The sequence below is a fragment of the Micromonospora sp. 4G55 genome, assembly GCF_016803375.1.
This window is the reverse complement of the sequence record NZ_JAEVHN010000001.1, coordinates 17,665-39,868: the sequence shown is the minus strand read 5'-3', so window position 1 is coordinate 39,868 and position 22,204 is coordinate 17,665. Positions and strand designations below refer to the sequence as shown.

General features: G+C 67.7%; 22 protein-coding genes and 2 pseudogenes. 16 read left to right on the top strand and 8 right to left on the bottom strand.

The window, feature by feature from the left end:
* Positions 1-13: 13 nt before the first annotated feature.
* The 6 genes from JNW89_RS00215 to JNW89_RS00190 all read left to right on the top strand — a co-directional run bounded on the left by JNW89_RS00215 (position 14) and on the right by JNW89_RS00190 (position 7,033).
* Complete coding sequence (locus JNW89_RS00215) at positions 14-1,081, top strand: hypothetical protein (protein WP_238447093.1); 1,068 nt, start codon at positions 14-16, stop codon at positions 1,079-1,081.
* Positions 1,009-2,574 carry a Z1 domain-containing protein gene (locus JNW89_RS00210; protein ID WP_238447092.1) on the top strand — a complete coding sequence of 522 codons (1,566 nt, stop codon included), beginning with the start codon at positions 1,009-1,011 and terminating at the stop codon, positions 2,572-2,574. Before JNW89_RS00215 ends, JNW89_RS00210 begins: the two co-directional genes overlap by 73 nt.
* The gene (locus JNW89_RS00205; RefSeq protein ID WP_238447091.1) at positions 2,571-3,557 is read left to right on the top strand and encodes a PD-(D/E)XK motif protein; all 987 of its coding nucleotides are present in this window, start codon (positions 2,571-2,573) and stop codon (positions 3,555-3,557) included. The genes JNW89_RS00210 and JNW89_RS00205 overlap by 4 nt, the downstream gene beginning before the upstream one ends.
* Positions 3,554-5,428, top strand: coding sequence for a hypothetical protein (locus JNW89_RS00200; RefSeq protein ID WP_238447090.1), 1,875 nt, complete (start codon positions 3,554-3,556; stop codon positions 5,426-5,428). The genes JNW89_RS00205 and JNW89_RS00200 overlap by 4 nt, the downstream gene beginning before the upstream one ends.
* Positions 5,418-6,305, top strand: a complete 888-nt coding sequence (locus JNW89_RS00195) for a hypothetical protein (protein WP_238447089.1) — start codon at positions 5,418-5,420, stop codon at positions 6,303-6,305. Before JNW89_RS00200 ends, JNW89_RS00195 begins: the two co-directional genes overlap by 11 nt.
* Before the next feature lie 125 nt (positions 6,306-6,430).
* Positions 6,431-7,033: a hypothetical protein gene (locus JNW89_RS00190; RefSeq protein ID WP_238447088.1), complete on the top strand. Its 603-nt coding sequence runs from the start codon at positions 6,431-6,433 to the stop codon at positions 7,031-7,033.
* On the opposite strand, the gene JNW89_RS00185 is transcribed toward JNW89_RS00190, so the two are convergent.
* A complete protein-coding gene (locus JNW89_RS00185; RefSeq protein WP_238447087.1) occupies positions 7,030-8,124 on the bottom strand; it encodes a DNA cytosine methyltransferase in 1,095 nt (364 codons plus the stop codon). The genes JNW89_RS00190 and JNW89_RS00185 overlap by 4 nt on opposite strands.
* A gap of 413 nt (positions 8,125-8,537) precedes the next feature.
* The gene (locus JNW89_RS00180) at positions 8,538-9,305 is read right to left on the bottom strand and encodes a hypothetical protein (RefSeq protein WP_238447086.1); all 768 of its coding nucleotides are present in this window, start codon (positions 9,303-9,305) and stop codon (positions 8,538-8,540) included.
* A 29-nt stretch (positions 9,306-9,334) separates the two neighbouring features.
* On the opposite strand from JNW89_RS00180, the pseudogene JNW89_RS00175 reads away from it, so the two are divergent.
* Positions 9,335-9,794 (top strand): annotated as a pseudogene (locus JNW89_RS00175) (transposase family protein); the annotation flags it as partial.
* 42 nt (positions 9,795-9,836) lie between these two features.
* Here the strand turns inward: JNW89_RS00175 and JNW89_RS00170 are convergent.
* Positions 9,837-10,079, bottom strand: coding sequence for a winged helix-turn-helix domain-containing protein (locus JNW89_RS00170; protein WP_238447085.1), 243 nt, complete (start codon positions 10,077-10,079; stop codon positions 9,837-9,839).
* Between the two features lie 420 nt (positions 10,080-10,499).
* On the opposite strand from JNW89_RS00170, the gene JNW89_RS00165 reads away from it, so the two are divergent.
* The 4 genes from JNW89_RS00165 to JNW89_RS00150 all read left to right on the top strand — a co-directional run bounded on the left by JNW89_RS00165 (position 10,500) and on the right by JNW89_RS00150 (position 11,586).
* On the top strand, positions 10,500-10,754 hold the full coding sequence (locus JNW89_RS00165; protein ID WP_238447084.1) for a hypothetical protein: 255 nt from the start codon (positions 10,500-10,502) through the stop codon (positions 10,752-10,754).
* Complete coding sequence (locus JNW89_RS00160; RefSeq protein WP_238447083.1) at positions 10,751-11,014, top strand: DivIVA domain-containing protein; 264 nt, start codon at positions 10,751-10,753, stop codon at positions 11,012-11,014. The genes JNW89_RS00165 and JNW89_RS00160 overlap by 4 nt, the downstream gene beginning before the upstream one ends.
* Positions 11,011-11,274, top strand: a complete 264-nt coding sequence (locus tag JNW89_RS00155) for a hypothetical protein (protein WP_238447082.1) — start codon at positions 11,011-11,013, stop codon at positions 11,272-11,274. The genes JNW89_RS00160 and JNW89_RS00155 overlap by 4 nt, the downstream gene beginning before the upstream one ends.
* A 105-nt stretch (positions 11,275-11,379) precedes the next feature.
* Positions 11,380-11,586 (top strand): hypothetical protein, encoded by a 207-nt coding sequence (locus tag JNW89_RS00150; protein ID WP_238447081.1) that lies wholly within the window; start codon positions 11,380-11,382, stop codon positions 11,584-11,586.
* 208 nt (positions 11,587-11,794) lie between these two features.
* On the opposite strand, the gene JNW89_RS00145 is transcribed toward JNW89_RS00150, so the two are convergent.
* Positions 11,795-12,592 (bottom strand): hypothetical protein, encoded by a 798-nt coding sequence (locus JNW89_RS00145; RefSeq protein ID WP_238447080.1) that lies wholly within the window; start codon positions 12,590-12,592, stop codon positions 11,795-11,797.
* 447 nt (positions 12,593-13,039) lie between these two features.
* Here JNW89_RS00145 and JNW89_RS00140 point away from each other — a divergent pair, with 447 nt between their 5' ends.
* Positions 13,040-14,350 (top strand): AAA family ATPase, encoded by a 1,311-nt coding sequence (locus JNW89_RS00140; RefSeq protein ID WP_238447079.1) that lies wholly within the window; start codon positions 13,040-13,042, stop codon positions 14,348-14,350.
* A 97-nt stretch (positions 14,351-14,447) separates the two neighbouring features.
* Here JNW89_RS00140 and JNW89_RS37935 read toward each other — a convergent pair whose 3' ends face one another.
* Entirely contained in the window at positions 14,448-15,275 is an 828-nt protein-coding gene (locus JNW89_RS37935; protein ID WP_238447078.1) for a DUF6308 family protein, read from the bottom strand.
* Between the two features lie 217 nt (positions 15,276-15,492).
* Here JNW89_RS37935 and JNW89_RS37465 point away from each other — a divergent pair, with 217 nt between their 5' ends.
* The 3 genes from JNW89_RS37465 to JNW89_RS00120 all read left to right on the top strand — a co-directional run bounded on the left by JNW89_RS37465 (position 15,493) and on the right by JNW89_RS00120 (position 18,124).
* Positions 15,493-16,791: an HNH endonuclease gene (locus JNW89_RS37465; RefSeq protein ID WP_238447077.1), complete on the top strand. Its 1,299-nt coding sequence runs from the start codon at positions 15,493-15,495 to the stop codon at positions 16,789-16,791.
* 572 nt (positions 16,792-17,363) lie between these two features.
* Positions 17,364-17,762: a hypothetical protein gene (locus JNW89_RS00125; RefSeq protein ID WP_238447076.1), complete on the top strand. Its 399-nt coding sequence runs from the start codon at positions 17,364-17,366 to the stop codon at positions 17,760-17,762.
* Between the two features lie 185 nt (positions 17,763-17,947).
* On the top strand, positions 17,948-18,124 hold the full coding sequence (locus JNW89_RS00120) for a hypothetical protein (protein WP_238447075.1): 177 nt from the start codon (positions 17,948-17,950) through the stop codon (positions 18,122-18,124).
* 53 nt (positions 18,125-18,177) lie between these two features.
* On the opposite strand, the gene JNW89_RS00115 is transcribed toward JNW89_RS00120, so the two are convergent.
* Positions 18,178-18,330 (bottom strand): cellulose binding domain-containing protein, encoded by a 153-nt coding sequence (locus JNW89_RS00115; protein WP_238447074.1) that lies wholly within the window; start codon positions 18,328-18,330, stop codon positions 18,178-18,180.
* 931 nt (positions 18,331-19,261) lie between these two features.
* On the opposite strand from JNW89_RS00115, the gene JNW89_RS00110 reads away from it, so the two are divergent.
* Positions 19,262-20,059 carry a DeoR family transcriptional regulator gene (locus JNW89_RS00110; protein WP_238447073.1) on the top strand — a complete coding sequence of 266 codons (798 nt, stop codon included), beginning with the start codon at positions 19,262-19,264 and terminating at the stop codon, positions 20,057-20,059.
* A gap of 38 nt (positions 20,060-20,097) precedes the next feature.
* Here the strand turns inward: JNW89_RS00110 and JNW89_RS00105 are convergent.
* Positions 20,098-20,672: pseudogene (locus JNW89_RS00105) on the bottom strand (flavoprotein).
* Positions 20,669-21,898 (bottom strand): hypothetical protein, encoded by a 1,230-nt coding sequence (locus tag JNW89_RS00100; RefSeq protein ID WP_375155020.1) that lies wholly within the window; start codon positions 21,896-21,898, stop codon positions 20,669-20,671. The pseudogene JNW89_RS00105 and the gene JNW89_RS00100 overlap by 4 nt, the downstream one beginning before the upstream one ends.
* Positions 21,899-22,204: the final 306 nt, after the last annotated feature.

The window sequence follows — 22,204 nt, the reverse complement described above, 5'->3', positions numbered from 1 at the left end:
AAGGTGGTGGATCTTGGGCCTGTACACCGTCTTCGCGGACTGGGCCAGGCGAAACGGCGTCGAGGCGGCCGTGCTCAGCTTTTCGGAGTCGTTGCCGGAAGCTCTCGTCGAGAAGTTTCGACGTCAGTTCGAGGCCGACAAGGCGAAGGTGCAGGCCGGCGGCCCGCCGATCATCACTGCCGGATCTGACGACTGGTACAGCGGGCCTGGAGATGCCGACCGCTATTGGCTCGCGTTGAAGGCCCGCTTCGATGCCGAAGGATGGCCGGCTGAACGGATCGGTTCCGTGGACTATTCGTCCAGTACCGTCGTGGCCCACACCCCTCGGCCGGACCGGCCCAAGTGGGACTCGAAGGGTCTCGTGGTCGGCTACGTACAGAGCGGCAAGACCACGAACTTCACCGCCGTCGTGGCGAAATTGGCAGACGTGCAGTACCGCCTTGTGATCGTTCTATCCGGCATCCACAACGGGCTTCGCCGCCAGACTCAGGTGCGCCTAGATCAGTATCTCAAGGACCTCAACCCGGACCGTTGGGTGACGCTGACGGAGGAGTCACGAGACTTCGTGAAGCCGTCGCACGACGCCTCGGCCGCTCTTAGCCCGGAGAAGACGGTTCTGGCTGTCGTTAAGAAGAATGCCGCCGTCCTCGGCAAGCTCATCAAGTGGCTCGACACGCCCAACGGAAGGAAGGCCCTCGAGTCCGCTCCGGTATTGATCATTGATGACGAGGCCGATCAGGCCTCGGTGGCCACCGGACGCATCAACCCGCTCATCCGCAGGCTGTTGAGCCTCATGCCCCGGTGCACCTACGTCGGGTACACCGCAACGCCCTTCGCCAATGTCTTCGTGGATCCTGCCCAGGACGACCTGTATCCGAAGTCGTTCATCCTCAATCTGCCACGTCCAGACGGCTATTTCGGGCCGAAAAGATCTTCGGTCGGGATGCCGTCGAATGGGAAGCGGGCGACGAGCAGGGTCCGCCGGACGGCTACGACATGGTGCGTCTCGTGGCCGAGGAGGACGTCCCCCTGTTGCGTCCAGGCAGCAAGGAGCCTGCGGACGGGTTCACCCCCACCATGATCGACGAGCTGGTGACGGCCGTTCATTGGTTCTGGCTGGCCACGGCCGCTCGCCGGGCCCGTGGCGACAACGACCACAGCACCATGCTCATCCACACGTCCGTCAAGATCGCCGTCCATGAGAGCTACCGAGCGCCCCTCGAGGCGCTCCAACGGAAAGCCAGGGCCGGACTGGCCTCCGGCCGACCTGAGGTGCTCGATCATTGGCGGAACCTGTGGGAGAAGGAGTCGTCACGAGTACCCGCCGAGGACTTCGACCGTAAGCAGAACTCGTTCGACGAGGTGCTGCCGCACCTGGACACTGTCATCGCCTCGACGCGAGTCGTTCTCGACAACTACCGAAGTCAGGACCGGCTCGACTACTCCGAGCCCTCCACAGTGGCAATCGCCGTGGGCGGGAACACACTTTCCCGAGGGCTGACCCTGGAAGGGCTCGTCGTCAGCTTCTTCGTCAGGGGGGCGACGGCGTACGACACTCTGCTTCAGATGGGTCGCTGGTTCGGGTACCGCACTGGGTTCGAGGACCTGCCCCGAATCTGGATGACGCCGAGTCTCGCAGGGGCGTTCCGGCACCTGGCGACTGTCGAACACGAAATGCGTGACGACATCGACCGCTATCAGCGGGAAAACCTGACGCCGACCCAGGCAGCGGTCAGGATCCGCACGCACCCGGCTCTGCGGATCACGGCCAAGATGGGCGCCGCCCAGCCAGCTTTCATTTCGTACGCCGGACGTCGCCTACAGACGCGGTACTTTCGGCACGGGGACATTGACTGGCTGGACAGCAACCTCCAGGCCGCGGAGTACCTCGTTCAGGAGGCGGTCCGGCATGGCCGGCTCGACGAGGACGTGGACGGTGCGCAGCTAGTTCGAGACGTCCCCGTGTCGCTCGTGAAGACTTTTCTCTCGCGTTATCAGGTGCACGAGGACTCCCCGGACCTGGACCCAGACCTCATGGTCAAGTACATCGACAAACAGCTCACGAGCGACCCGCCGAGTCTTGCCACATGGTCAGTAGCCGTCGTCATCGGTGATGGGGAGCCCCAGAGGCTGGGCGGCCTGGACATCCAGTATTCGATCCGGTCGCGGTTGAACGACGGTCAAGCTGAGCGTGCCGACATCAAGACGCTGATGAGTAAACAGGACCGCGCGCTCGATCTCGGTCTGACGCCCGCCCAGGCGCGGGCTCTGGGCGAGAGCGATCTTGTTGCGCTGCGCAACAACGACCCGGTCTGTCACGACCGGGGGCTGATCGTCCTCTACCTGATCGAGCCGACGAGCGAGCCCGTGAGCCCGAAGCAGGGCGCTGACCGTAAGACGCTGCTGCGTACCGCGCTCGACGCAGTGGGGCCGGTGGTCGGTATGGGCATCACCTTCCCGGGAGACGTCCAGACGAAGAGCATTCAGGCTACGCACGTCGCCGTAGACCTCACCGACGTCGAGAGCGAAAACGTCGACGAGGCGCTCGACGTCGACACCGAGGAGATGGTGTGACGGAGATTGAACCCACCACGCTCGAGCGTGCGTGGGCGGTTCTGGTGCCGCCGCGCGCGAAGGAGCTGGTGTCCTTCCCGCTCGAGGTCGTGTGCGGTGCGGAGCCGTGCCGCGTGGCGCTCGACGGCGCCGGCACCCGTCATCTTCTTGTTCCTGTGGGCGACGAGGCTGTGTCCGTCGACTTCAAGCCGGCGGTGCTGGGCATGGCGGTTCGTAAGCTCGGCTTCGGGGGCCCTGCCGTGGCGTACGTCGATGTGGCGTGCGCCGAGTCCGACCTCTTCCCCGAGTTCGACGAGGTCGTGACGGACGTGCTGGAGGCAGTGTCGGGGGCGCAGCGACCCGCGTCGGCCGCGATCGGGGCCGTGACACGCTGGCGGAGACTATTCCGGAGCCGTCTCCTCCGTGGTCTGTCGCGTCAGGCCAAGCTAGGGCTGTTCGCCGAGCTCACCGTGCTCTCCTCCCTAGTCGAAGCGGACCCCGGGTTCCCTTTGGAAGCGTGGCGGGGACCGCTCAACGAGCCGCACGACTTCGAGGCAACCGCCCGGTGCCTTGAGGTGAAGGGTCTGAGCGCCGCGAGCGATGCCATTGTCGTGCACGGGCTGGAGCAACTGAACACCCATGACGAACGTCCGTTGGACCTTGTCCTACTGCGGGTGGTGGAAGACCCTGACGGGCGGAGTGTGGGTGACCTCGTCGACGAGCTCCGCGACGCCGTAGCGTCGCGGGCCGCGCTCCGTACACGCCTGTCGGCGGCAGGCTGGTCCAAACAGCCCGATCGACCCGACCTCGACACCTTCGCGATCGAGGAAGTGCTCAGGCTCGTGGTAGGCGTTGGCACACCTCGCCTCGTTCCGTCGTCCCTGGGCGCCGGCGCTCTTCCGCACGGCGTCGGAGACCTGAGTTATCAGGTCGACCTCGCCGCGTTGCTTCCGCTGACCGCCGGGGCATCGCTGGCCGAGATCGCCGAGGAGACTGTTCGTTGAGCGGCCGCTGGTGGTCACAGCCGTTCGCGCCGGAAGGATCGGCCGCCGCGGAAGGCATCGTCAAACAGTTGGGCCGCCCTGCGCTTGACCCGCTCACCGTTCTGGTGAGAGAGGCGGCGCAGAACAGCTGGGACGCCCACTTACCGGAAGGCGCGGTGGAGTTCGGAGTCGATGTTCGTGTGCTGGGCGAGAACGTCGACGCCTGGCGCCAACTGCTGCTGCCTGGACCGCCGAGCGATTCGAACGTCGACCTCGACAATGCTCTGCGGCCCGACGCCGTGGTACTGGTCGTTTCCGACCGAAATACCGGCGGTCTGGGCGGTCCGCTCCGTGCCGGTGAGCGGGCGCGCGACGAGGAGACACCGGACTTCGTGCAGTTCCTCCGGAACGTCGGGGAACCGAGCGATCATCAGTTCGGCGGTGGCACGTACGGCTTCGGGAAGGGCATTTTCTACCGACTCAGTCAGGTGGGCGCCATCTTGGTGGACACCAACACGGCCGCGGGCGGCCCGGCTGGCCGGCGGCTGATGGGCGCCGCACTCGGACACAGCTGGTTCCTGGGCGATCGGCGGTTCACCGGTCGGCACTGGTGGGGGCATGTGGCGCCGGACGACGTACCGGACCCGATCCTGGCCGGGCAGGCGGACTCAGTAGCGAAGGCCCTGGGCCTACCCGGATTCGCCGACGGCCGTACCGGCACGGACATCGTGGTTCTCGCCGCCGACCTGGGCTCCACCGGGTGGGAGTCGTACGCACGGGAGCGGACGCCCGCGGAGGCCGCTACGTTCATCGCCTCCTCCGTACTGTGGAACTTGTGGCCCAAGATGATTCCAGACGAGCGCGGTCGCTGTATGCGCTTCGTCGTGGGCGTCAACGGCTCGCGAGTACCTGTCCCCGAACCTGACAGCTTCGACGAGCTGGCAACCTTCGTCGAGGCCCTGCATGACGTTCGGGCCGGTAAGGGTGCCTCATACTCGCGTACCGTCCCGCCGAGAAACGCTGGGTCCTTCGCGTTGGCCCTGGGGGCCGCTGGCGGAGGAGACACCCGCTTGGTGATCGCGGCGGCGAAGCCCTTTGAGGGACCGTCCCACCACGTCGCTCGGATGCGTGTCGCTGAACTGGTCGTGGACTACCTGCCGGGTCCGCCCCACCCTGACACACGCCTGTCCTACGGTGGGGTGTTCAAGGCGTCCGAGGACGCGGACGCACTGTTCGCGTCCGCCGAGCCGCCAACGCACGATGACTGGATCGCCAAGGGGCTGAGCGGGTCAGCGCGAGGCGTTGTCCTCGGAGCGCGCACCTTCGTCCAAAAGCAGGTGGACGAGAAACTCGGCTTCGGAACCCAGGCTGGTGGCTCAGGCGACCATGGCCTGGGGGAACTGTCGGCTCTGCTCGCGGGAATTGTGCCCGCTCGGATCGGCGTTGGCCGGGATACCGACGGGCCGGGCGGGAGGGGTGGCCCTTCAAGTGGTGGAGTGGTAGGCCCGATGGTGGGCGGTAGCTCGGGCAGCGGTTCGTCGTCGCGGCGGGGACGGAAGCCTCGCCTGACCGGCACACCGTCTCTGCAGATTCATCATGGACATCCGTACCTCGTCGCTCCCGTCATGGTGCCTGCGGATGTAACCGCCAGGATCGTGTCAGCTGACGTGGAGGTCGTCGTGGAAGGCGGCGGCCGCGAGAACGAGCCCCCGTTGGGTGCCGCGCTGCCGCAAGTCATGCAATGGCAGTCCGTTACCGGGAACGTTGTCGTGTCGGGAAGGAGCATTCACGTGCCCGCCGGTGAGGAATCCGAGTGGTACGTGTATGCCACACATGTTCCCGACGCCGTCGTGCGGTTCCGAGTGAGCCAGGTGGCGTCCAATGCCAGCTGACGTCCGTCCCTATCTCGTACCGCAACCCGGCATTGTTGTGTGGCAACCGTGGATGTTGCTCGGCGCCCAGGAGTGGTGCCCGTTGCCGGCCGCGGTCGACGGGTGGGATCCGGGCACGGACCTGCGTGTCGCGCGGCGCGTACAGGTCGATGCACAAAGGTTTCGTCAGGAGACGGGACTCGAGCTCGATGACGTGGCGTTGACCGTTTCGTGGACCAGTTCGACGACCAATATGACAGAGGCATCTCCTCCGGTGCGGTTCGATCCGAGTGGCGCTACAGTCGCCGACACCATCCTCGTTGGGGAGCGCTTGTCCGGGATCCTGACGCTTCGCACTACTGTCAGCCTGGTTCGCCCCTCGGACAGGCGAGCGATCGGGGTGGCGGCCGTTCCTGGCTCCGTGCTTGCCGAACACGTCCAGCAAGTTGTGCTGGAAAGCGTGTCCTCCATGTTTCCCGTGCATGAGATCGACTTCTCGCACACGCGTCTCTCGCCAGCCGCCAGCTGGCATCTAGAGACCAGCACAGACCTCACCGCACCGTTCTACGGAACGTTCCGCGTGCTCATCAACAAGCGTGATCGCGAGTTGAGCGCAGCCGTTGCCCGTGGCGCGAAGGACCGAAGGCAACAGGCCCTGCTGGACGAACTGCACGGGGATGTCGCCGCGCTGCTGCTGGAGCTTGCGCTGCATCTTCGTGACGAACTTGCCGAGCGCGAGGAATGGCCATCGGACAGCGTCGGCGACGTCCTCTCGAGGACGGTAGCTGCTTCGCCGCTGCCAGTTGCTGCTCCACCGTCGCCAGCCGAACTGGCCGACTTCAGGACCCAGGTCTCAGGCGCGATCAGGCATCTCGGGAGGGGGCGGATCTTCCAGTGAGTGAACTGTGGCCGCATCTTCCGGCGGTTGTAGGCGCGGCAATGTATGCCCAGATCAGTGAAGGGAGGCCCTCTGTTCCGTCTGAGAGCCATCCGGATCAGACCTGGGCCCCTGTCGGTGGTCGCGTGTCCGGGAAGGGGGTACGGGAGCTGATCGACGCCGTGTCGACGCTCGCCGAGAAGCACGGCTTTCCCAAGGCGGCCGGCCCGGATGCGCGAATCGCCTTCGACCGGGACGCCGCCGGGCTGATCCGCAGGCACATGGATCTATCCTGGGCCGAAGCGGGCAACCGAGACGTGTGGTCCTTCATCTCTCTCGTCGCTCTACCGCACGTCACCTTGTGGCGCTTCGGCCGGGACAACAGGGAACGGTGGGTGGCGACCGATCTGACCAGGCACACGTGGGCGCGGCTTTGGTGGCAGGCAGTGGTCTTCGCCGGCCACGAGCAGATCCTCGTCGCCCTCAGTGAGAGCGACCTCAACCAGCTTCTCGAGCGGCGCAGCATCGGCGGCGATCCACGCCTCGTACGTGAGACTGCTCGCGCCGTCGTAGAGCTTCCCGGCGATACTCCCCGGAGACGGGTCATCCGCGACGTCACACTCCGGTTACTGCGGTACCTGGCGTTCCTCGATGTTCGAGCTCTGAGCGACCAGCAGGTACGAGATCTGTGTTCTGCGCTTACCGCCGAGACGATCATGCGTCTGCCGCGAGACGCACCGCGTGGTTAGTGTCGGTCCAATGTGGCGGCAATGTGCTTCGCCAGACCTGCCGCCAGCTCTACCGGCACGGCGTTGCCGATCTGTCGGGCGATCTGGATCTTGGTTCCGCACCACTTGAAGTCGTCCTTGAAGCCCTGCAGCAGTGCCGCCTCGTGGTGGCTCAATGCCCGGTGTTCCTCAGGGTGCAGGTAACGACCCTTCTCGGGCTTGAAAAACTCTGTCCTGATGGTGACTGAAGGTCGGTCCCAGCGAAGGCGTGCGAACACGTCCATGCCGTCGGTCCGTCCCACCCAGCATGGGGCAAGGAGGTGTGGAGGGAGGCTACGCCGATCCCCCTCCGGCGGGATGCTCCTCATGCGTTCGATCGAAATCTCCGTGTACCTTCGTGCGAAGTCCAGGGCCGACGCCTTAAAAGCTCCTGGTACCTGCTGCCCGAAGAACCGGTCCGTGTCGTCCGGAAGCTCGGTGTTCTCCGGGATGACGGAGTTGCGGAGCTCCCAGATCGTGTCGCGTACGGTTCTCCATTCTTCTCGGGGTAGATCCCCGTCCGGTACCTCTATCCGCTGATAGTCCTTGTGGGTCCCGATGACGATGAATCTGCGGCGCAGCTGCGCCGCTCCGAAATTCGCGGCGAGAACCGTCTTGTATCTCAACGAGTAGTTGCTGAGCAGTCCATCAGGCATCGTCTCTTCCTCAAAACTGTGGAATTGACCGGAGCGCTGGAACTGCGGTACGTTCTCGAGCAGGAACGCCGCGGGTTTGATCTTCACCAAAGCCTGGACGTATTGGCGCCACATCGAGTTGCGGGGATCGCCGATGTCGCGCTTGCCCAGGCTGGAGAAGCCCTGGCAGGGTGGTCCGCCGATTACCACGTCAGCGGATGGCAGATCTCCCTTCACCCATTCCGCGATATCGCCCCAGTAGACGTTCTCTTCGCCGAAATTCGCTGCGTACGTCGCTGCAGCGGCGAGGTCGAATTCGACGGCCCCCACCGACCGGTAGCGGCCGGTGCTGTGAAAGCCGGACGTCAGACCGCCGCAACCGGCAAAGAGGTCGACGACTCGAAGCTTGTCCGACCCGCCGTCCAACGTGTCGGTCACCCTTTCCTCCTGCCGGAAGCCGCCGCCACGAACAGATCGTTGGGGGCAATGGAGCAATGGTATTGATCAAGTTCGCCGCTGCTGCGGAGGCGCGCCGGCCGCCCGGTGGCGGGAGGGGGGAGGTGTTCCAACGGCCCTCTTCTTTCGTCGATCAAGGGTTCCGGACACGTTTGCGCCGACCGTACAGGCCACCTACGACATCGGTTGCCCGCCGGTCCGTGCAGTGCTCGACCGCAGGATGGGAGGAGACTTGCGGTCCAGCAGCGTAGCTGAAGAGCCTTCGCGTCTCACCCATGGGGAGGCCACCGACGAGCCGGGCATCCTGAGCCGCGCCATGCGGGCGCCGCCGGGAGGAGGCCGGAGACGTCGCGCTCGCATCGTCAACCCTGGCTCAGCCACGACTGCAACGGCTCTCAGGAGCCTGTTCTCGGTCCGGGAACGACGGAGCGTCGGACTCGCGGAAGTGCTTGGTCGCCTTCTCTGACCCAGCGACTCCAGGAGAGCGGGGCGTACCGGTTCGCCTGGAGGCTATCCAGATCGGGATTGCGGCGGTCGTCGATCCAGCGCAGGTCGATCGCGTCGCCGCGGTCGGAGGCGTCTACGACCGCGATGTCCAGGGCAAGGTTCGGGAAGCTGCCGCCCGTAGTTTCATCCTGCTGTACAACGTGCTCGAGGTGCTGGATGACTCCAACCCCGCAGAACTCCACGTGGCCTTTAACCAGGGTCTGTCCGTCTCGCTCTACCGTCACGGAGCGGAACAGCAAGAGTGGCGGAGCGAGCAGTCGGTCCTCCATGGTGGTAGCTGCAAAGAGGGGCCAGGCCCCGAGCAGGGCCTTGTTGCCAGCGGTGGTGCCGAGCGAACCAGGGGTGTTTGCCTTGTGGTCTCCGTAGTAGCGAACGTGGCCGTGGTCCAGGTCGAACTTGTCGTGCCAGGGATTGGTTGCATGCCCAGCCTTCCAGGGACTGGATCGAAGGGCAATGACCGGCCGTCGTACCCCGTCCGGCCCGTGGACGTTTGCCGGCGCGTTGATTCCTCGCTCCAGCATGATGCGGGGCAGGCTACTGTCCGGCGACGGCATCACGAAGTAGTAGTTGAGGTAGCCGTCCAGCGTCTCCTCAAGGTGGCTGGCATCGCGCGCGTAGCGAAGGATGTCGTGCGTCCGGACGATGCGGGGCTTCATGATCACATCGTGCCATCTTCGAACTGCGCGCCGGGCGTGGCGGGGACGTCATCGCGGGCGGGCGGCCGGGCTGGCAATGGGCCTCGACCTGCCCGACCGGGTGCTGCTGGTCGCCACGTACTGGCGTGCCAAGCTGACCATGCGCCAGATCGGCCTCTGTTCGGGGTATCGCACTCCGCCGCCCACCGCGTCATCGACACCCTCGGACCCTTGCTGGCCCTGGCGCCGACCCGTCGACGTCCGGTCGACCAGGTCGCGATCGTCGACGGCACGCTGATCCCCACCTGCGACCACCGCCTCGCCGCCCCGAGCAAGAACTACCGTGACTCGACCAACCTGCAGGTCGCCATCGATGCCACCACCCGCCTGGTCGTCGCCCTGGTCGACCCGCAGCCCGGCAACCGCAACGACACCATCGTCTACCGGACCTCCGACTTCGACCAGAAGCTGGACGGGCGGCCGGTCATGGCCGCCGGCGGCCACCAGGGAGCTGATAGCAGCGTCGGTGGTCGAACCGACGGCTTCTTGCCCTCATCCGTTAGGGGACTTGGCAGCTCGGTCGGCGACGAACGTTCCCTTCCCCTGTTGGCCTTCGACCAGGCCTCGGTCGCGAAGGATCCGTAGTGCCGCCTGTGCGGTGGAAATACTGACCTTGTACTGCTCGGCCAGCTGCGCGTACGTGGGCAGCTTGTCGCCTGGCGCCAGCTCTCCGCTGTCGATCTGCTTTGTGATGGCGTTGACGACACGTAGATAGTCCGCGGGTCGGTTGGGCATGTGATGGCACTCCTCGCTCGGCTCTTCGATTTGAGCACGAGGGCGTCATCAACTACAAGATGCATGTTGACTTAGGTAAGTACGTCACCTAACGTCGTTGACGCGGGTTTCCTCGCTCGGCAGCTTGGTTTCCCGCGCTTTGGGTGAATGCCCGAACGGTGTCGGGGCAGCGGCTGTGACAGAGCTCCTCATGTCGTCAGAGCTGTCCCGGCATCCCGAGACTGCGGCTCTTGGGGCCCGACGACTCGGCACGTAGCACCGGCTGCGCCAACAGCAACATGTGAATGCTTCCGCTGCTCAAAGTGGCTTCGGAACGCTAAGCAGGCCCGGGGTGGGTCCTGGGCTCCGGTCGGTACGGACGCGCGGTCGTACCGACGACCCCGCCCGCCTCGGCGCCGCAACAACCGTTCAAGGAGGGCCATGGACTCGATCGGAGAGATCCTCGGCGAACTACCCCTACCGCCCTACGTCACCGCCGAAGGCATCGGCTTCGCCGTCAAGGCGGTCACCGTGCATGTCGCCGAGCAGTGGCCCGACGGCCTGCGCTGCCGCAACGACCGCGCACCCCACCCCTGCCAGCTGCACCGCTGGGGCCGCCGGGTCCTCGACCACCGCGACCTCACCGACCGGCGGATCCGAGCGCTGGTCGCCGAGCGGGAGGCGCCGCAGCGATGATCTACGTGACTGGGGAACGCCTGCACCCGCCCCACGCCCGCATCGCCTCCTTCGACACCCGCTGGCGCGGCCTCGACCCCGGCCAGGTGCACGACTACCTCAACCGGGTGGCCGACGAACTCGAACGCCTGCACCGCGAGCTGACCACGGCGAACACCGAGGCCGAACGCATCCGCCAGGCGCTGCGGCAGTGGCAGTCCCGGCACACCGGCTGCCGCCTCACCGATCCAGGTCCACCGAACAGCCGGTGGCAGCGATGACCCCACCCCGCTGGATCATCCATCTTCCCACTACCCTGACCAGCCTCGACGGGGCCATCACCCTGGCCGCAGCCCTACGCGACTCGCTCGGCCACGTCGCCGCCATCGACTTCGGCGAGACCACCCTCAGCGAGGAGGATCAGCAGTTCCTGCGTACCCGGATCTGGTGCGACGCCAAGCTCGACGGGGCCGCCCGCTGCCGACGCCGCAACGACCACGACGGCCCGTGCGGGGCCACGGACGAGGGCCCCCACCGGTAGCCTCCGGGGAGGCCCGACGCCACCCACGACGATCTGCTGGCCGGCTTCACGGCTCCCCAGCCGTACACCATAGAGGCCGTCGCCGGCGCTCCCCGCGCGCCCGGCATGCATGTGGTCCTCGACGGCGGCGTGGTCATCTATGTCGGCCGGACGAGGCGGGGTCTGCGGGATCGCCGCCGGCAGCACCTGACCGGCAGCCGCGAGTCATCGGTGCTGCACGAGCAGGTCGGTCAGCTCCTCGACGCCCCGGGCAACGCGGCGTCGGCCGCCGACATCGCGGGCTGGCTGGGTCGGTGCGAGGTCCGCTGGTAGGAGGCCGACAACCCGGAGGGTGCGAAGGAAGCCCTGGTCCTGGCCCTGAAGCCGCGCTTCAACCGGCATGTGCCAGGGCCGCGCCGCCTAACCGGCGCTCAAGTCGGCGAAGGCCTCCGTCGGGTGTTGGCCGCCGTTCATGACCGGCCAGAGGTGGGTCCTGGATTATGCACCCGGTGGCTCCTGACGGAAACCGCGCAAACTCGCATCAGTCCGTGTCTGCCAGCGCACGCTGGGTTGGCAGGTGCCCATGCTCCACGAGCCGATCCCGATCACTCCTGGGCAGCCGGTCCCCATTGGGATCGAGGGACTCGACCAGGTCGATCAGTCGATTTTGCAGCTGGACCAACCGCTGGTTCCCGTCGATGCCACCCTGCTCGATTGCGTCAACCTCAAAGCGGAGGCGGTCGAACCAGGCAGCGAATCGGGCATCGTTGTCCAACCGTTCACAGAATGTCGCGTATCCCATCACCTCTTGCCCGGCGCCGTTTGAAGACTCCCCCGGCGTCAGCACTAGCTCGCCGATGGCGCGTTGTTGGCCGCGAAAGAGGCGGAACGGTCCCTCGACGCTGTCGGTCCCGAGGATGTCTCTCGTGCGTCCGATTCGGGCAAAGAACTCTTTGGTGCCCTCGACATCGCCGATGTCGAGGAAGCGCTGATCTCGGCGGATGATTTCCAGCCAGGCCAGGTACTCCGCTAGGACGTACACGGTGTTGTCGCGAACGTAACGTTCTTCCTCCGGGTCGCCGCCATGCAGGTACGTGGTCAAGAAGTTCCGGCTGATGGCGTTGAACAGCCGCGACTGAAGCGAGTGGGCGGCCCAGAGTAGAGGCTCGCGGTACCGTCGGAACAACTCTTCGGCGAGTTCCGCTTTGCTTCGTCGGTGAGCCTGTTCCTGCAGTCGATGCTGCAGGACCGCAGCTCGGTACGTCGCTCTGCTGCTAAGCAGGGCACTGACCAGCGATACACCGGCAGACGTCACTGCGATCATCATCTCTGGCCGCATGTCCCCAGTGTGCCGGATTAACGGACGGTGTGTGCTCCGAAGCAGCCGGCAACCTTGGCGGCTCCGCGCGGACTCGGTGAGGTTCAGCTCCGGCGAGAGAGGCGCTGCGGGCCCGGAGAGGTCCACTGTCCGGGCCCGGCCGGGCTGGAGAAACGGCATGGCGCCGAGGATCCGGTCGGGCGGGTCGGGCACGGCGAGCAGAGCGGAAGGGGTTCACCGCCGAGATCGTCTTCGGTCGCTGCCCAGGCTTCGGGAACGCAACGTCGTCAAGGACGACGACTTCTGGTCAGTGCCCGCTTCCGGCATTCTCCCGGCGGGGCGTCGGCAGCCGGCGGGATCAGTCGCCGTAGAGCCGTGGACGGCGCTGTGCCGGAACACGAGCGGCCGTGAGGTGGCCGGGGGATTGCCGGTAGGGTCCCGGAGATGCCTTGTGGGGAGGTGTGGTCGATGCTTGCTGGGCTGGAGGTGCCGCCCGCCGTCGAAGCGGAGCGGGTGATCACCGCCGTACTGGCCGACCTGGGCTCCGGCAACCACCGCGGCGTGGTGGTCGACTCGCCACCCGGCGCCGGCAAGTCGACCCTCGTGGTGCGGGCTGCCGTCGAGCTGGCCGCCGCCGGCGAGCCGCTGATCATCATCGCGCAGACCAACGAGCAGGTCGACGACCTCATCGAGCGCCTCGCCCACAAGGCCCCCGAGCTGCGCATCGGCCGCCTCTCCGCCGCCGACTACCGGCCCTCCGACCGGGTCAGGGCGCACGAGACGGTCCGGGTCGCCGCCAAGGTCGCCGACCTCGCCGGCCCGGCCGTCATCATCGGTACGGCCGCCAAGTGGGCCACCGTCACCGAGGGCTCGTGGCCCTGGGCGATCGTCGACGAGGCGTACCAGATGCGGTCGGACGCCCTGCTGCGCGTGGCCCGCCGGTTCGAGCGGGCGCTGTTCGTGGGCGACCCGGGCCAGCTAGATCCGTTCTCCACCGTCGAGACCGCGCGCTGGACCGGCCTGACCTGGGATCCGATGCAGTCGGCGGTGGCGGTGCTGCTGCGGCACAACCCCGAGCTGCCCGTCCACCGCCTGCCCGTGTCGTGGCGGCTGCCGGCGTCGGCGGCGCCGGTGGTAGCGGCGGCGTTCTACCCGTTCACCGGGTTCCGCGCCGGCACCGGCCCCGACGACCGGGCGCTGTCGTTCACCGAGCCCGGCCCGGGGGACGCGCTCGACGCGGCGGTCGAGCTGGCCGCGGCGACGGGCTGGGCGCTGCACGAACTGCCGGCCCGGCACACCCTGCGCACCGACGCGGAGGCGGCTTCGGCGTGCGCCGCGCTGGCGCTGCGGGTGTTGCGGCGGGGAGCGGTCGCCGTCTCCGAGCACGCGGCCGGCGCGCCGGTCACCGCCGACCGGATCGCCGTCGGGGCCGCGCACCGCGATCAGGTCGCGGCCATCCGCGCCCATCTTGGCGAGGCCGGGGCGGGCGTCACCGTCGACACCGCGAACCGGCTCCAGGGCCGCGAGTACGACGTGACGATCGTGCTGCACCCGCTGTCCGGTCGGCGGGATGCCACGGCCTTCCACCTGGAGTCGGGGCGGCTGTGCGTGCTGGCGTCCCGGCACCGGCACGCCTGCATCGTGGTGACCCGGGCGGGCATCGGCGAGCTGCTGGACGCCCACCCCTCGACCGAGTCGGTGCACCTTGACGTGCCCGTCAAGTTCCCCGACGGCTGGGCCGCGAACCAGACAATGCTCGCGCACCTGGGCGGGACGTAACCGCCAATTGTCGAGCACGTGCGGTACAGCCGCCTGGGTAAACGGCGGCCCCATCCAGCTGCCGTACGACATGCCGGGCAGCGGGAGTAGGCCGCTGTCAGGTGACGGACGGTGCGTCCTGCCGGTCCGGCATCCACGCGAGGATGTCCAGCAGGCGCACGTCGGAGAGCCGGCCCGCCGCCTCCACCACCAGCGGATCATGGTGGGCGCTCGCGGCGGCCCGCAGCTGGGCGAGGCCGTCGGCCGCCCGCACCACGTCCTGCCGGTATGCCGCCCAATAGGCCCGCCGTGGTGGCGCATGCCGGCTGCCGGCCTGGGCGAGATCCCGCGCCGCCACCTCGGCGGCCTGCCGGTACCGCTTGAGTAGAGCGCTGTCGAGAATGAGGAAGAGGCCCGGCCGCACCAGGTGCAGGGCTTTGCTGACCTTGGCATGGCCGAGCGCGCGCGGACGATCCTGCAAGAAGTGGCGGTACAGACCCAGGGCGCGGTTGTAGAGGCCGTCGTCGCGCATCGGATCGGCGTCCCGGAGGTGGGCGTGCACGGGCACGTCGTCCCAGGGGGCGGTTTCGCTGAGTCGGAGCAGGTGGTATTCCTGCTCCCGGCTGATCCTGCTGCCCATCCACGGGGAGCGGGTCACCTTGATGAGCTCCGGTGTCAGGACAGGGTGTGTGCCGGCGAGCCAGTCGTAGGCGCGGATGGTCCTGCCGTGCCGATGGCAGTAGGCCGCGAACACCGCCAGCGGGTCCTCCACCGGTCGACCGGCGACGTCTATCGAAAGCACTGCGGCACCTGCCTTTTCGGCCCGGACGGGCGGTGAGACGGCGATGCCCTTGACCCTGCTGCGGATGCGTCCGTCCGGGCAACCTCCGGGCAGCCGCCTCGCCGCCGCGGCCGGCCGGTCACCGTCGGCCGAGCGGACCGTCACGCGTCGGGTGTTGGGCCGTTTCCCCGTCTGGCCTCTGCATCGGGACGTTCTTCGGACTGAAGATTCATTACCATCACCGTTCTTCGGTGAGCCGCTACCCGGTGGCCGATAGGCGAGGCGTGGGCCGTGAGGCCCTGACGAGGAGTCCGTGATGCGTGTCGGGTCCGATGCCCGAGGTCAGTTCGCGCGGCTGAGCAAGAGCCGGTACCACTCAGCGGTGGTGGCCGCGAACCGCGCCTACCTCGCCGTAGCCGTGCCCGACGCGGCCGCCACCGAGCGCGACTACTGGACCCTCTCCTGCCTGCCGAACACAACCCGGGATCCGCAGCGCCTCTCCGCAGTGTGCATGCGAACGATGGAGACCTTCGTCCTGCATGAGCCCTTGGACCCGGCGAACGAGGGAATGGCCGAGGGGTTCGTGGTGGTCCGGCGGTCGATCCTGAAGCGACACTGGTCGACTGGCCGTGCGCTCGGCAGGGCGTTCCCAGGGCTCACCGAGGAACCCTCGGACTACCGCGACGCCGGTCCGGACCAGGCCAGGGTCTGCGGCCGGTACGACCGGCTGATCGCCGCGCTCGCCGACGAGCGCTTCGCCGAAGCGGTACGTGACCTGACCTCGTCGCTGCTCACCGCGAAGACGATGCAAGGCGCCGGCCACAGCGCTCCGCTCGTTGACGAGGTCCTGCGCCACGTCGCGCGGACAGCGGAGTGGGTCTACCCGGTCAACGACCAAAGCGAGACGTGGGGCCATGACCAGGGCGTGCTGGAGACCTTTCGCGCCTTCAAGGCCAACAAACCATTCGTCGTCTGGCACCTCTCCTCGTGCTTCCACCAGATCAAGGCGGGCGACCGGATCTGGGTGTACGCCACGAAGCCGTACCAGCGGATCGTCGCCGCCGGCACAGCCTGGGCCGATCCCTACCCGTGGATGAACGATGAGGGCCGTTCCGAGTGGCGGCTGGATATTCGATGGGATGTGCCGCTGACCCGCTTCCTGCTGACGCACCCCGTGCCTGGGCCTGATGTGCTCGACAAGTTGGTGCAGACCGTCCGCTCCCTCCAACCGGCGGAGTCTGACCGGCTGGCGAAGATCTTGGAAGACGGTCGTGCGCCGGGACCCGAGGAAATGCCGGAGGGGCGGCGGCGTCGGCTTGCTCAGGTCACCGCTCGGCAGGGCCAGGCGGAGTTCCGCCGCCGGCTGATCGAGGCGTACGACGGCAAGTGCGCGATCAGCGGTTGCGACGTAGAGGCAACGCTGCAGGCGGCGCATATCGAGCCGTACGACGGCCCCGCCACCAACCGGCTGATCAACGGCCTGCTGCTTCGCGCGGACCTGCACAATCTCTTCGATCAGGGCCTGCTCTGGATCGACGACTCCTACCGGGTGCGGATGGTTGAGGGCCTCGGCCACTACGCCCAGTTTGCCGGCCGCAAGCTGCGGCCGATGGTCGATCCCGCGCACCGGCCGGACCTGAGGGCGTTGCGGCGGCACCGGCACGACCAAGGAATCGAGTGAATGCTCGACGATCGGTAACCAGCGGGCGGCGGCGACGTCTGACCCTGGTGGCAGAGGGCTGAACTGGTGACGGTCGATGATGCGCACCGATCGATGTGCGGACGACGGAGCTAATCACCTGCCCCCGGAACATCTACGACTGGCTCGGCCCGGCCGGGGTGCGCGGCGTCGTGATCCGCTGGCTGCGCCTCGTCGCGGCGGACGCCGAGCTGGCGCCGTACCTCATCGGGGTGGACGGTCCGCGGCTCGCCACCTACCTGGCGGCGCAACTGCTTGCGGCGCTGGAGGCCCGACCGGCGGGCGACCGACGGGCGGCGCTTGGCGGCGGCTGGGGTGGACCGATGAGCAGTGCTGGCGGTGCTCGACTACCTGGCCGCGGTGCTCTGCGCCCTCGACCTGCCCTTCGACACGATCGTGCAGGCGCAGCGGGAGGTCGACGCGTGACCGCCGCACCACGCAGTCCGCGCGGCGGGCCGCGCGGCGGACGACTGCGCCATAGCCGCCAGAATGTGCAGTCCGCAAGTGCGATGACGGGGCTGCCGGGTGGCACGCTTCCTCGATACCGTCCGGGGATGACCGAGATCGGGTACGACGACCTGCTCGCCGGCTTCACGCCTGCCCTGCCGTACACGATGGACACGGCAGAAAGCGCGCCCCGCGCCGCCGGCGTTCACGTGGTCCTCGCGGGCGACACCGTCATCTATGTCGGGCGCACCGGTAACCTGCGGGACCGGCTGCGCCAGCACCTGACCGGCAATCGGGGTTCGTCGGTGCTGCACGACCAGATCGGGCAGGAGCTCGACCGGACCGGCCCGGTGGCGACGGCCAGCGACATCGCCCACTGGCTGAGCCGGTGCGTCGTCCGCTGGAAGGAGACGGAGAATCCGGAGGCCGAGAAGGAGGCCCTGGTGCTCGCCCTCGGGCCGCGCTACAACCGGCAGCTGCCCCGACCCCGCCCCGGTGACCGCTGAACCCTTCACGCCGGTCGATATCCGCGGGAACCTCACAGAGCGTGTATTTGTCTACACGGGGGGTGGGCGCGAATGGGTGTCGCCGACGGGCCGTCGCAGTGGTCGATCGAGAAGTTCGGGTTCGGCCGGGCGGTGGCGTTGCGGAAGGGGATCCCGGCCGCGTCGACCGCGCGGTGGCGCGGGCCATGGGTGCTCGCGAGGCGCCCGAGATGATGACCGACCACGCCTTCGGTCCGGTCCGCTGGAAGGGTCAGTACGAGGAGCTGTTCGCCCACCTCCACGATTTGCCCGACGTGACCCGCATCCACCCGGTGCGGGCCCAGGTCGACAAGCCCGGGACGGGCGTGCCCGGCACCGGGTAGACCGTCGGCGTCGGGAAGGGCGAGCCGGGCGGCGGCGCGGGCGGCGGGAAGAATTAAACGGTACGGCGGATCCGGTCGCAACCCAGCGCCGCCCAGTCACACTCCGGCACGAGCGAGGTGTTGCCGCCCTCGAAGCGCAGGTGATAGCGCACCCCCACGGCGGTCAGGTCCAGCGGCGCCGGGCCGGTGTTGGTCACCGCCAGCATGAGCTGCTTGGTTGTTCGTCGGCGACCAGTCGAGGTTGAGGTGGTCGACCCGGGCCCGCCCGTACGCGGTGCGGACCGAGGTGGCCGCTAAGGTGCGTCGCTCGCGGCCGGCGGACAACTGCCCGAGCCGGCGCTCGCGCTGCTCCACGAGGCGGCACTTCTCCCCGCTGGGCCGGCGCTTCTCGTTCTGGTCGAGCAGGTCGATCAGCGGTTTCTGTAACTGGACGAGTCGCTCGTTCCCGCTGTGGCCCTCGGACTCTTAATCCGCGGGTTCGGGGTTCGAGTCCCTGGCGGCGCACCAGCAATAAAGGCTCTGGCCTGGTGGTTCTCCACCTGGCCGGAGCCTTTTCGTATCCGTGGCGATGGCTGGGTGCTCGGTGGGTGCTCGGGAGCGGTGGGACCGTTCCGGCTGTCGGTGGAGGTGGTGCAGTGGTTATGGACACCTGCTCGGGTCCGATGGCGGAGGCGAAGGTCTCGCCCCGGCTGGGGTTCCCGTCCCGCCAATGATCCGAGGCTCGGCAGTGTCGCTGTCCGTGACGGTCGCCGGGCTGGCACCGCTGTAGCGGACCGTCTTCGTCGAGCCGGCGAGGCATGCGTCAGAGCGCCATCTGGCGATCGACACCGGGTCGCGAGTCTGTTCCTGGAGATCAGCCGGCGGTGGGCGGCTTTGACCGCATCGCCACTTCTGTCCTCAGCTCTTCGGCTGATTCACTGAACAGTGATCTCCAGGATCGGCCCCGGAACCCCGATTTGAGTACGCGGGTGCTCGCACGTCCCGCCGGCGCTTCGCCTAACAGCCCGCCCGGAGCGTTGTTTCCGGGTCGCGGGCGTCCCGGCGCCAAGGTCTCCAGGTTGGTCCACTGGCTACTCTCCGTTACGTACTGGGGAAACCGGGTGTCGGACTGCCGGTGTCCGGAGGGATCATTGGGAGATGGGTGACCACGTGGCCGTGCGGCGGTTGTCGTCGCGACGGTGGCGGGTCCTGTCGTTCCTGGCGCAGCACGGTTCGGCGTCGACGCTGGACGTGGCGCTGGTCTGTGCCGTGTCGCGGCTGACGGCTCACCGGGATCTGGTCTGGCTTCACGCGGCGGGGCTGGTGCGCCGCGAGCGCTCCGAGGAGGACCGCACCCACACCTGGTGGTACGAGGTCACCGCCGAGGGGACCGAGGTGCTCCGCCACGACCTGACGGCGTCGGGGCGGCCGGTTCCGTTGCGGTTGGGCCAGCGGCCTCCGGGGGCGGCGGACGCCCTGCTGTTCCTGCCGTTGCTCGAGGTGTCGCGGCGAAATCCCGGGCGGTGCGAGCTGTTCCAGTGGCTGGCGACGATGGAGACCTCGGCGTGGTTGCGCCAGCACGACCTGGCGCAGCTGCGGGCCGACGGCTACGGCGTGTGGCTGGAGGACGGGCGGTGCCTGCGGTTCCTGGTGCACGTCGACCGTGGCGCGGTCGGTGACGTTGTCGCCGAGCATGAGCGGCGGACTTCGGGGCTGGGCGGATTGCTGACCAGCTACCGGCGTACCGACCGGGCGCTGCCGGTCGGAGCGGTGTTGATCATCGTTCAGGACGCCGAGCGGGAAGAGCAACTGCTGGTTGACTTGGTCCGCGAGCCGCTGCGACCGAGGATCGCTGTAACCACCAGGAAGGTGCTGTATCGGTACTGGCCCAATGATCAGGTGTGGAGGATGCCCGAGGACGGCAGCGTCCGGCGGCTGACCGACCTCGGGGTCTGATCTCGTTCACGCCTCCGAAGTCGTGATGCACTTTGGAGTCAGCTGCGATCAGTGCTGCCGGCCGGCACCTCGCCGGCCAGCCGGGTCGCCGCTTCGAACGCCGTCGCCCACGGGAAAGCCTTCTGGCGACCGTTGCCGCTGCCGGGCGGGTGTGGCTCCCATCCGTCGTCGGTCCCGAGGAGAACCCGTACGCGCTCATTGCGAAGGGCCGCTATGGCGCGCTGGAAGGGCGCGCGGGCGGCCAGGGCGGCGTTGACGAACGGGACAACCACGGTCGGCACCTGCCGGCCGATCAGCTCGGCGACCGTCGTCATCGAATAGTTGTCGGCAATGCCGAGGGCGATCTTGTTGACGGAGTTGTAGGTGGCGGGCGCGATGATGAGCGCGTCCGCGGCGGGGAGCGAGCGGCGGGTGCCGGGGGACGACCGGTAAGTGGACCGAACCGGGTGCCCGGTCAGCTCTCTATCGCTTCCGCGTCGATGAACTCGAGGGCGCTGGGGGTGGCGGTGACCGCCGTTGTCCACGACTGCTCTGTCGCGGTTGTGACCAGTTGTGTCACGTCCGCGGCGGGCCCGGCAGCGCAGACGACGATCTGCAGGTGGCCGCTAGTCATACGCGAATCCCGGGTTGCTGAGCGAAGTCGAGGACAGCGCTGCGAACGTGCCCCCGGGTAAGGACTGCCAGGTCGCTGGCGATGCGCTGAACCGTTGGCCGGCAGCGAATCTCCTCTGGTGCCACCTCATACGCGCTACGAAGCGCGTTCAGACCGTGCTCGTAGCGTCCCCACTGCGTGTAGGCGCGGGCCACGTCGACGATCAGGGAGGCCTTACGTTCGGCGAGGCCGATCTTGTCCAGCGGCACCTGGCGGGCGAGGGTGATGGCGGTGCCGGCGTCGCCCAGGGTCAGCGCGATGTTGACGCGGTGCAGCAGGACGTTGGTGGCACCGAAGCCGGTCCACCGGTCGTTGCCGTCGTAGCCGAGTCGTCCTGCGGCATGGAAGGCCTCAGCGAGCATGGCTTGTGCGTTGCCTCGGTTGTCGTCGCGGGCGGCGGCGATAGCACCGCGCAGCAGCAGGGCGCCGTAGACGGCGACCGCGTCGGTCGAGGCGAGTCCGGTGTCGCGTCGGAGGGTCTCGGCCACGTCTTCGGCAAGCTGTTGCGCCTGGGGGCCGTGGCCGTTGCTCATCAGGGCGTGGGTCATGATCCGGGCGCTTGCAGCCATCGCCACCGGGTCCTGGCTGATCGCGGCGGCGCGGGTGCTGCGTTCGGCGGCGACCAAGGCCATGCCCTTGTCACCGACCTTGAGCAGCACGCTGCCGACGACGTGGTAGAGGTCGCTGGCCAAGGCGTCGACCTGCGCTCGCTGCTCACCCTCGGCGTCGGCACGAGTTGGTTCCAGGGCGGGCAACAGGGCCACGAGCCCGGCGAGAACCTGCTCGTAACGGCACGCCTGATAGTCGGTCTTCGCGGCGGCCACGTCCCGAGCGAACTGCCGGAGCGGCAAGGCAACTGGCTCGGCGTTGCGCGCTCGCGGTGCGACCAGTGCTTCGAGCAGGGTTGCGACGTTCGGCAGGGTGATGCCGCTGATCGTCACGCCCGTCAGGAGGTCTCTGCGCCGCACATCGCCGTCCGAGTCGAAGTCGTGAATGCCGCCTTCGCCAGTATGGGTGTGCGCGTCCGTGACGGGCAGCGTCGCGGGATCCGCAAGTGCACCACTGGTACCCGCTGTCACCAATGCTTGGAAGCGCTCGCGGACGTCCGGGGTGGCCCGCCCGCTCACCCCGGCGGATCCAGCGGACCCTTGCGCAACCGGAGGCGTGGTGGGGCGAGACGGCGGCAGCGTTACGGCAGGTGTTCGGCAACGTCGAACGCCATGATCTCACCTACACAACCGCCTGCACCGCTACCGCTTCCTGAGCCCGGTCGAAGTAGGTGTTGGGTCACCATGCCGTCAGGGTTGCCCACGGGGCCGACGGGAAGGCCGTGAACGCCACGGACCCCTAGTACTGCGCGAACACGTAGCGCCAGGGATGACGAGGAGGACGACCTCCACCCACAGGCACCTGGATGCCACCTCCTGGGTGGCCGGGTCCATCCGGTCCGAGCTCCACAGCGGTACGGCGACGGCACTGAGCCAGATCAGCTT

Excerpts from the sequence above, each read along its gene's own strand:
- JNW89_RS00195 (WP_238447089.1), top strand. The coding sequence starts at position 5,418 with ATGCCAGCTGACGTCCGTCCCTATCTCGTACCGCAACCCGGCATTGTT.
- JNW89_RS00180 (WP_238447086.1), bottom strand. The coding sequence starts at position 9,305 with ATGAAGCCCCGCATCGTCCGGACGCACGACATCCTTCGCTACGCGCGC.
- JNW89_RS00170 (WP_238447085.1), bottom strand. The coding sequence starts at position 10,079 with ATGCCCAACCGACCCGCGGACTATCTACGTGTCGTCAACGCCATCACA.
- JNW89_RS00165 (WP_238447084.1), top strand. The coding sequence starts at position 10,500 with ATGGACTCGATCGGAGAGATCCTCGGCGAACTACCCCTACCGCCCTAC.
- JNW89_RS00160 (WP_238447083.1), top strand. The coding sequence starts at position 10,751 with ATGATCTACGTGACTGGGGAACGCCTGCACCCGCCCCACGCCCGCATC.
- JNW89_RS00155 (WP_238447082.1), top strand. The coding sequence starts at position 11,011 with ATGACCCCACCCCGCTGGATCATCCATCTTCCCACTACCCTGACCAGC.
- JNW89_RS00150 (WP_238447081.1), top strand. The coding sequence starts at position 11,380 with ATGCATGTGGTCCTCGACGGCGGCGTGGTCATCTATGTCGGCCGGACG.
- JNW89_RS00145 (WP_238447080.1), bottom strand. The coding sequence starts at position 12,592 with ATGCGGCCAGAGATGATGATCGCAGTGACGTCTGCCGGTGTATCGCTG.
- JNW89_RS00140 (WP_238447079.1), top strand. The coding sequence starts at position 13,040 with ATGCTTGCTGGGCTGGAGGTGCCGCCCGCCGTCGAAGCGGAGCGGGTG.
- JNW89_RS00125 (WP_238447076.1), top strand. The coding sequence starts at position 17,364 with ATGACCGAGATCGGGTACGACGACCTGCTCGCCGGCTTCACGCCTGCC.
- JNW89_RS00120 (WP_238447075.1), top strand. The coding sequence starts at position 17,948 with ATGGGTGCTCGCGAGGCGCCCGAGATGATGACCGACCACGCCTTCGGT.
- JNW89_RS00115 (WP_238447074.1), bottom strand. The coding sequence starts at position 18,330 with ATGCTGGCGGTGACCAACACCGGCCCGGCGCCGCTGGACCTGACCGCC.
- JNW89_RS00110 (WP_238447073.1), top strand. The coding sequence starts at position 19,262 with ATGGGTGACCACGTGGCCGTGCGGCGGTTGTCGTCGCGACGGTGGCGG.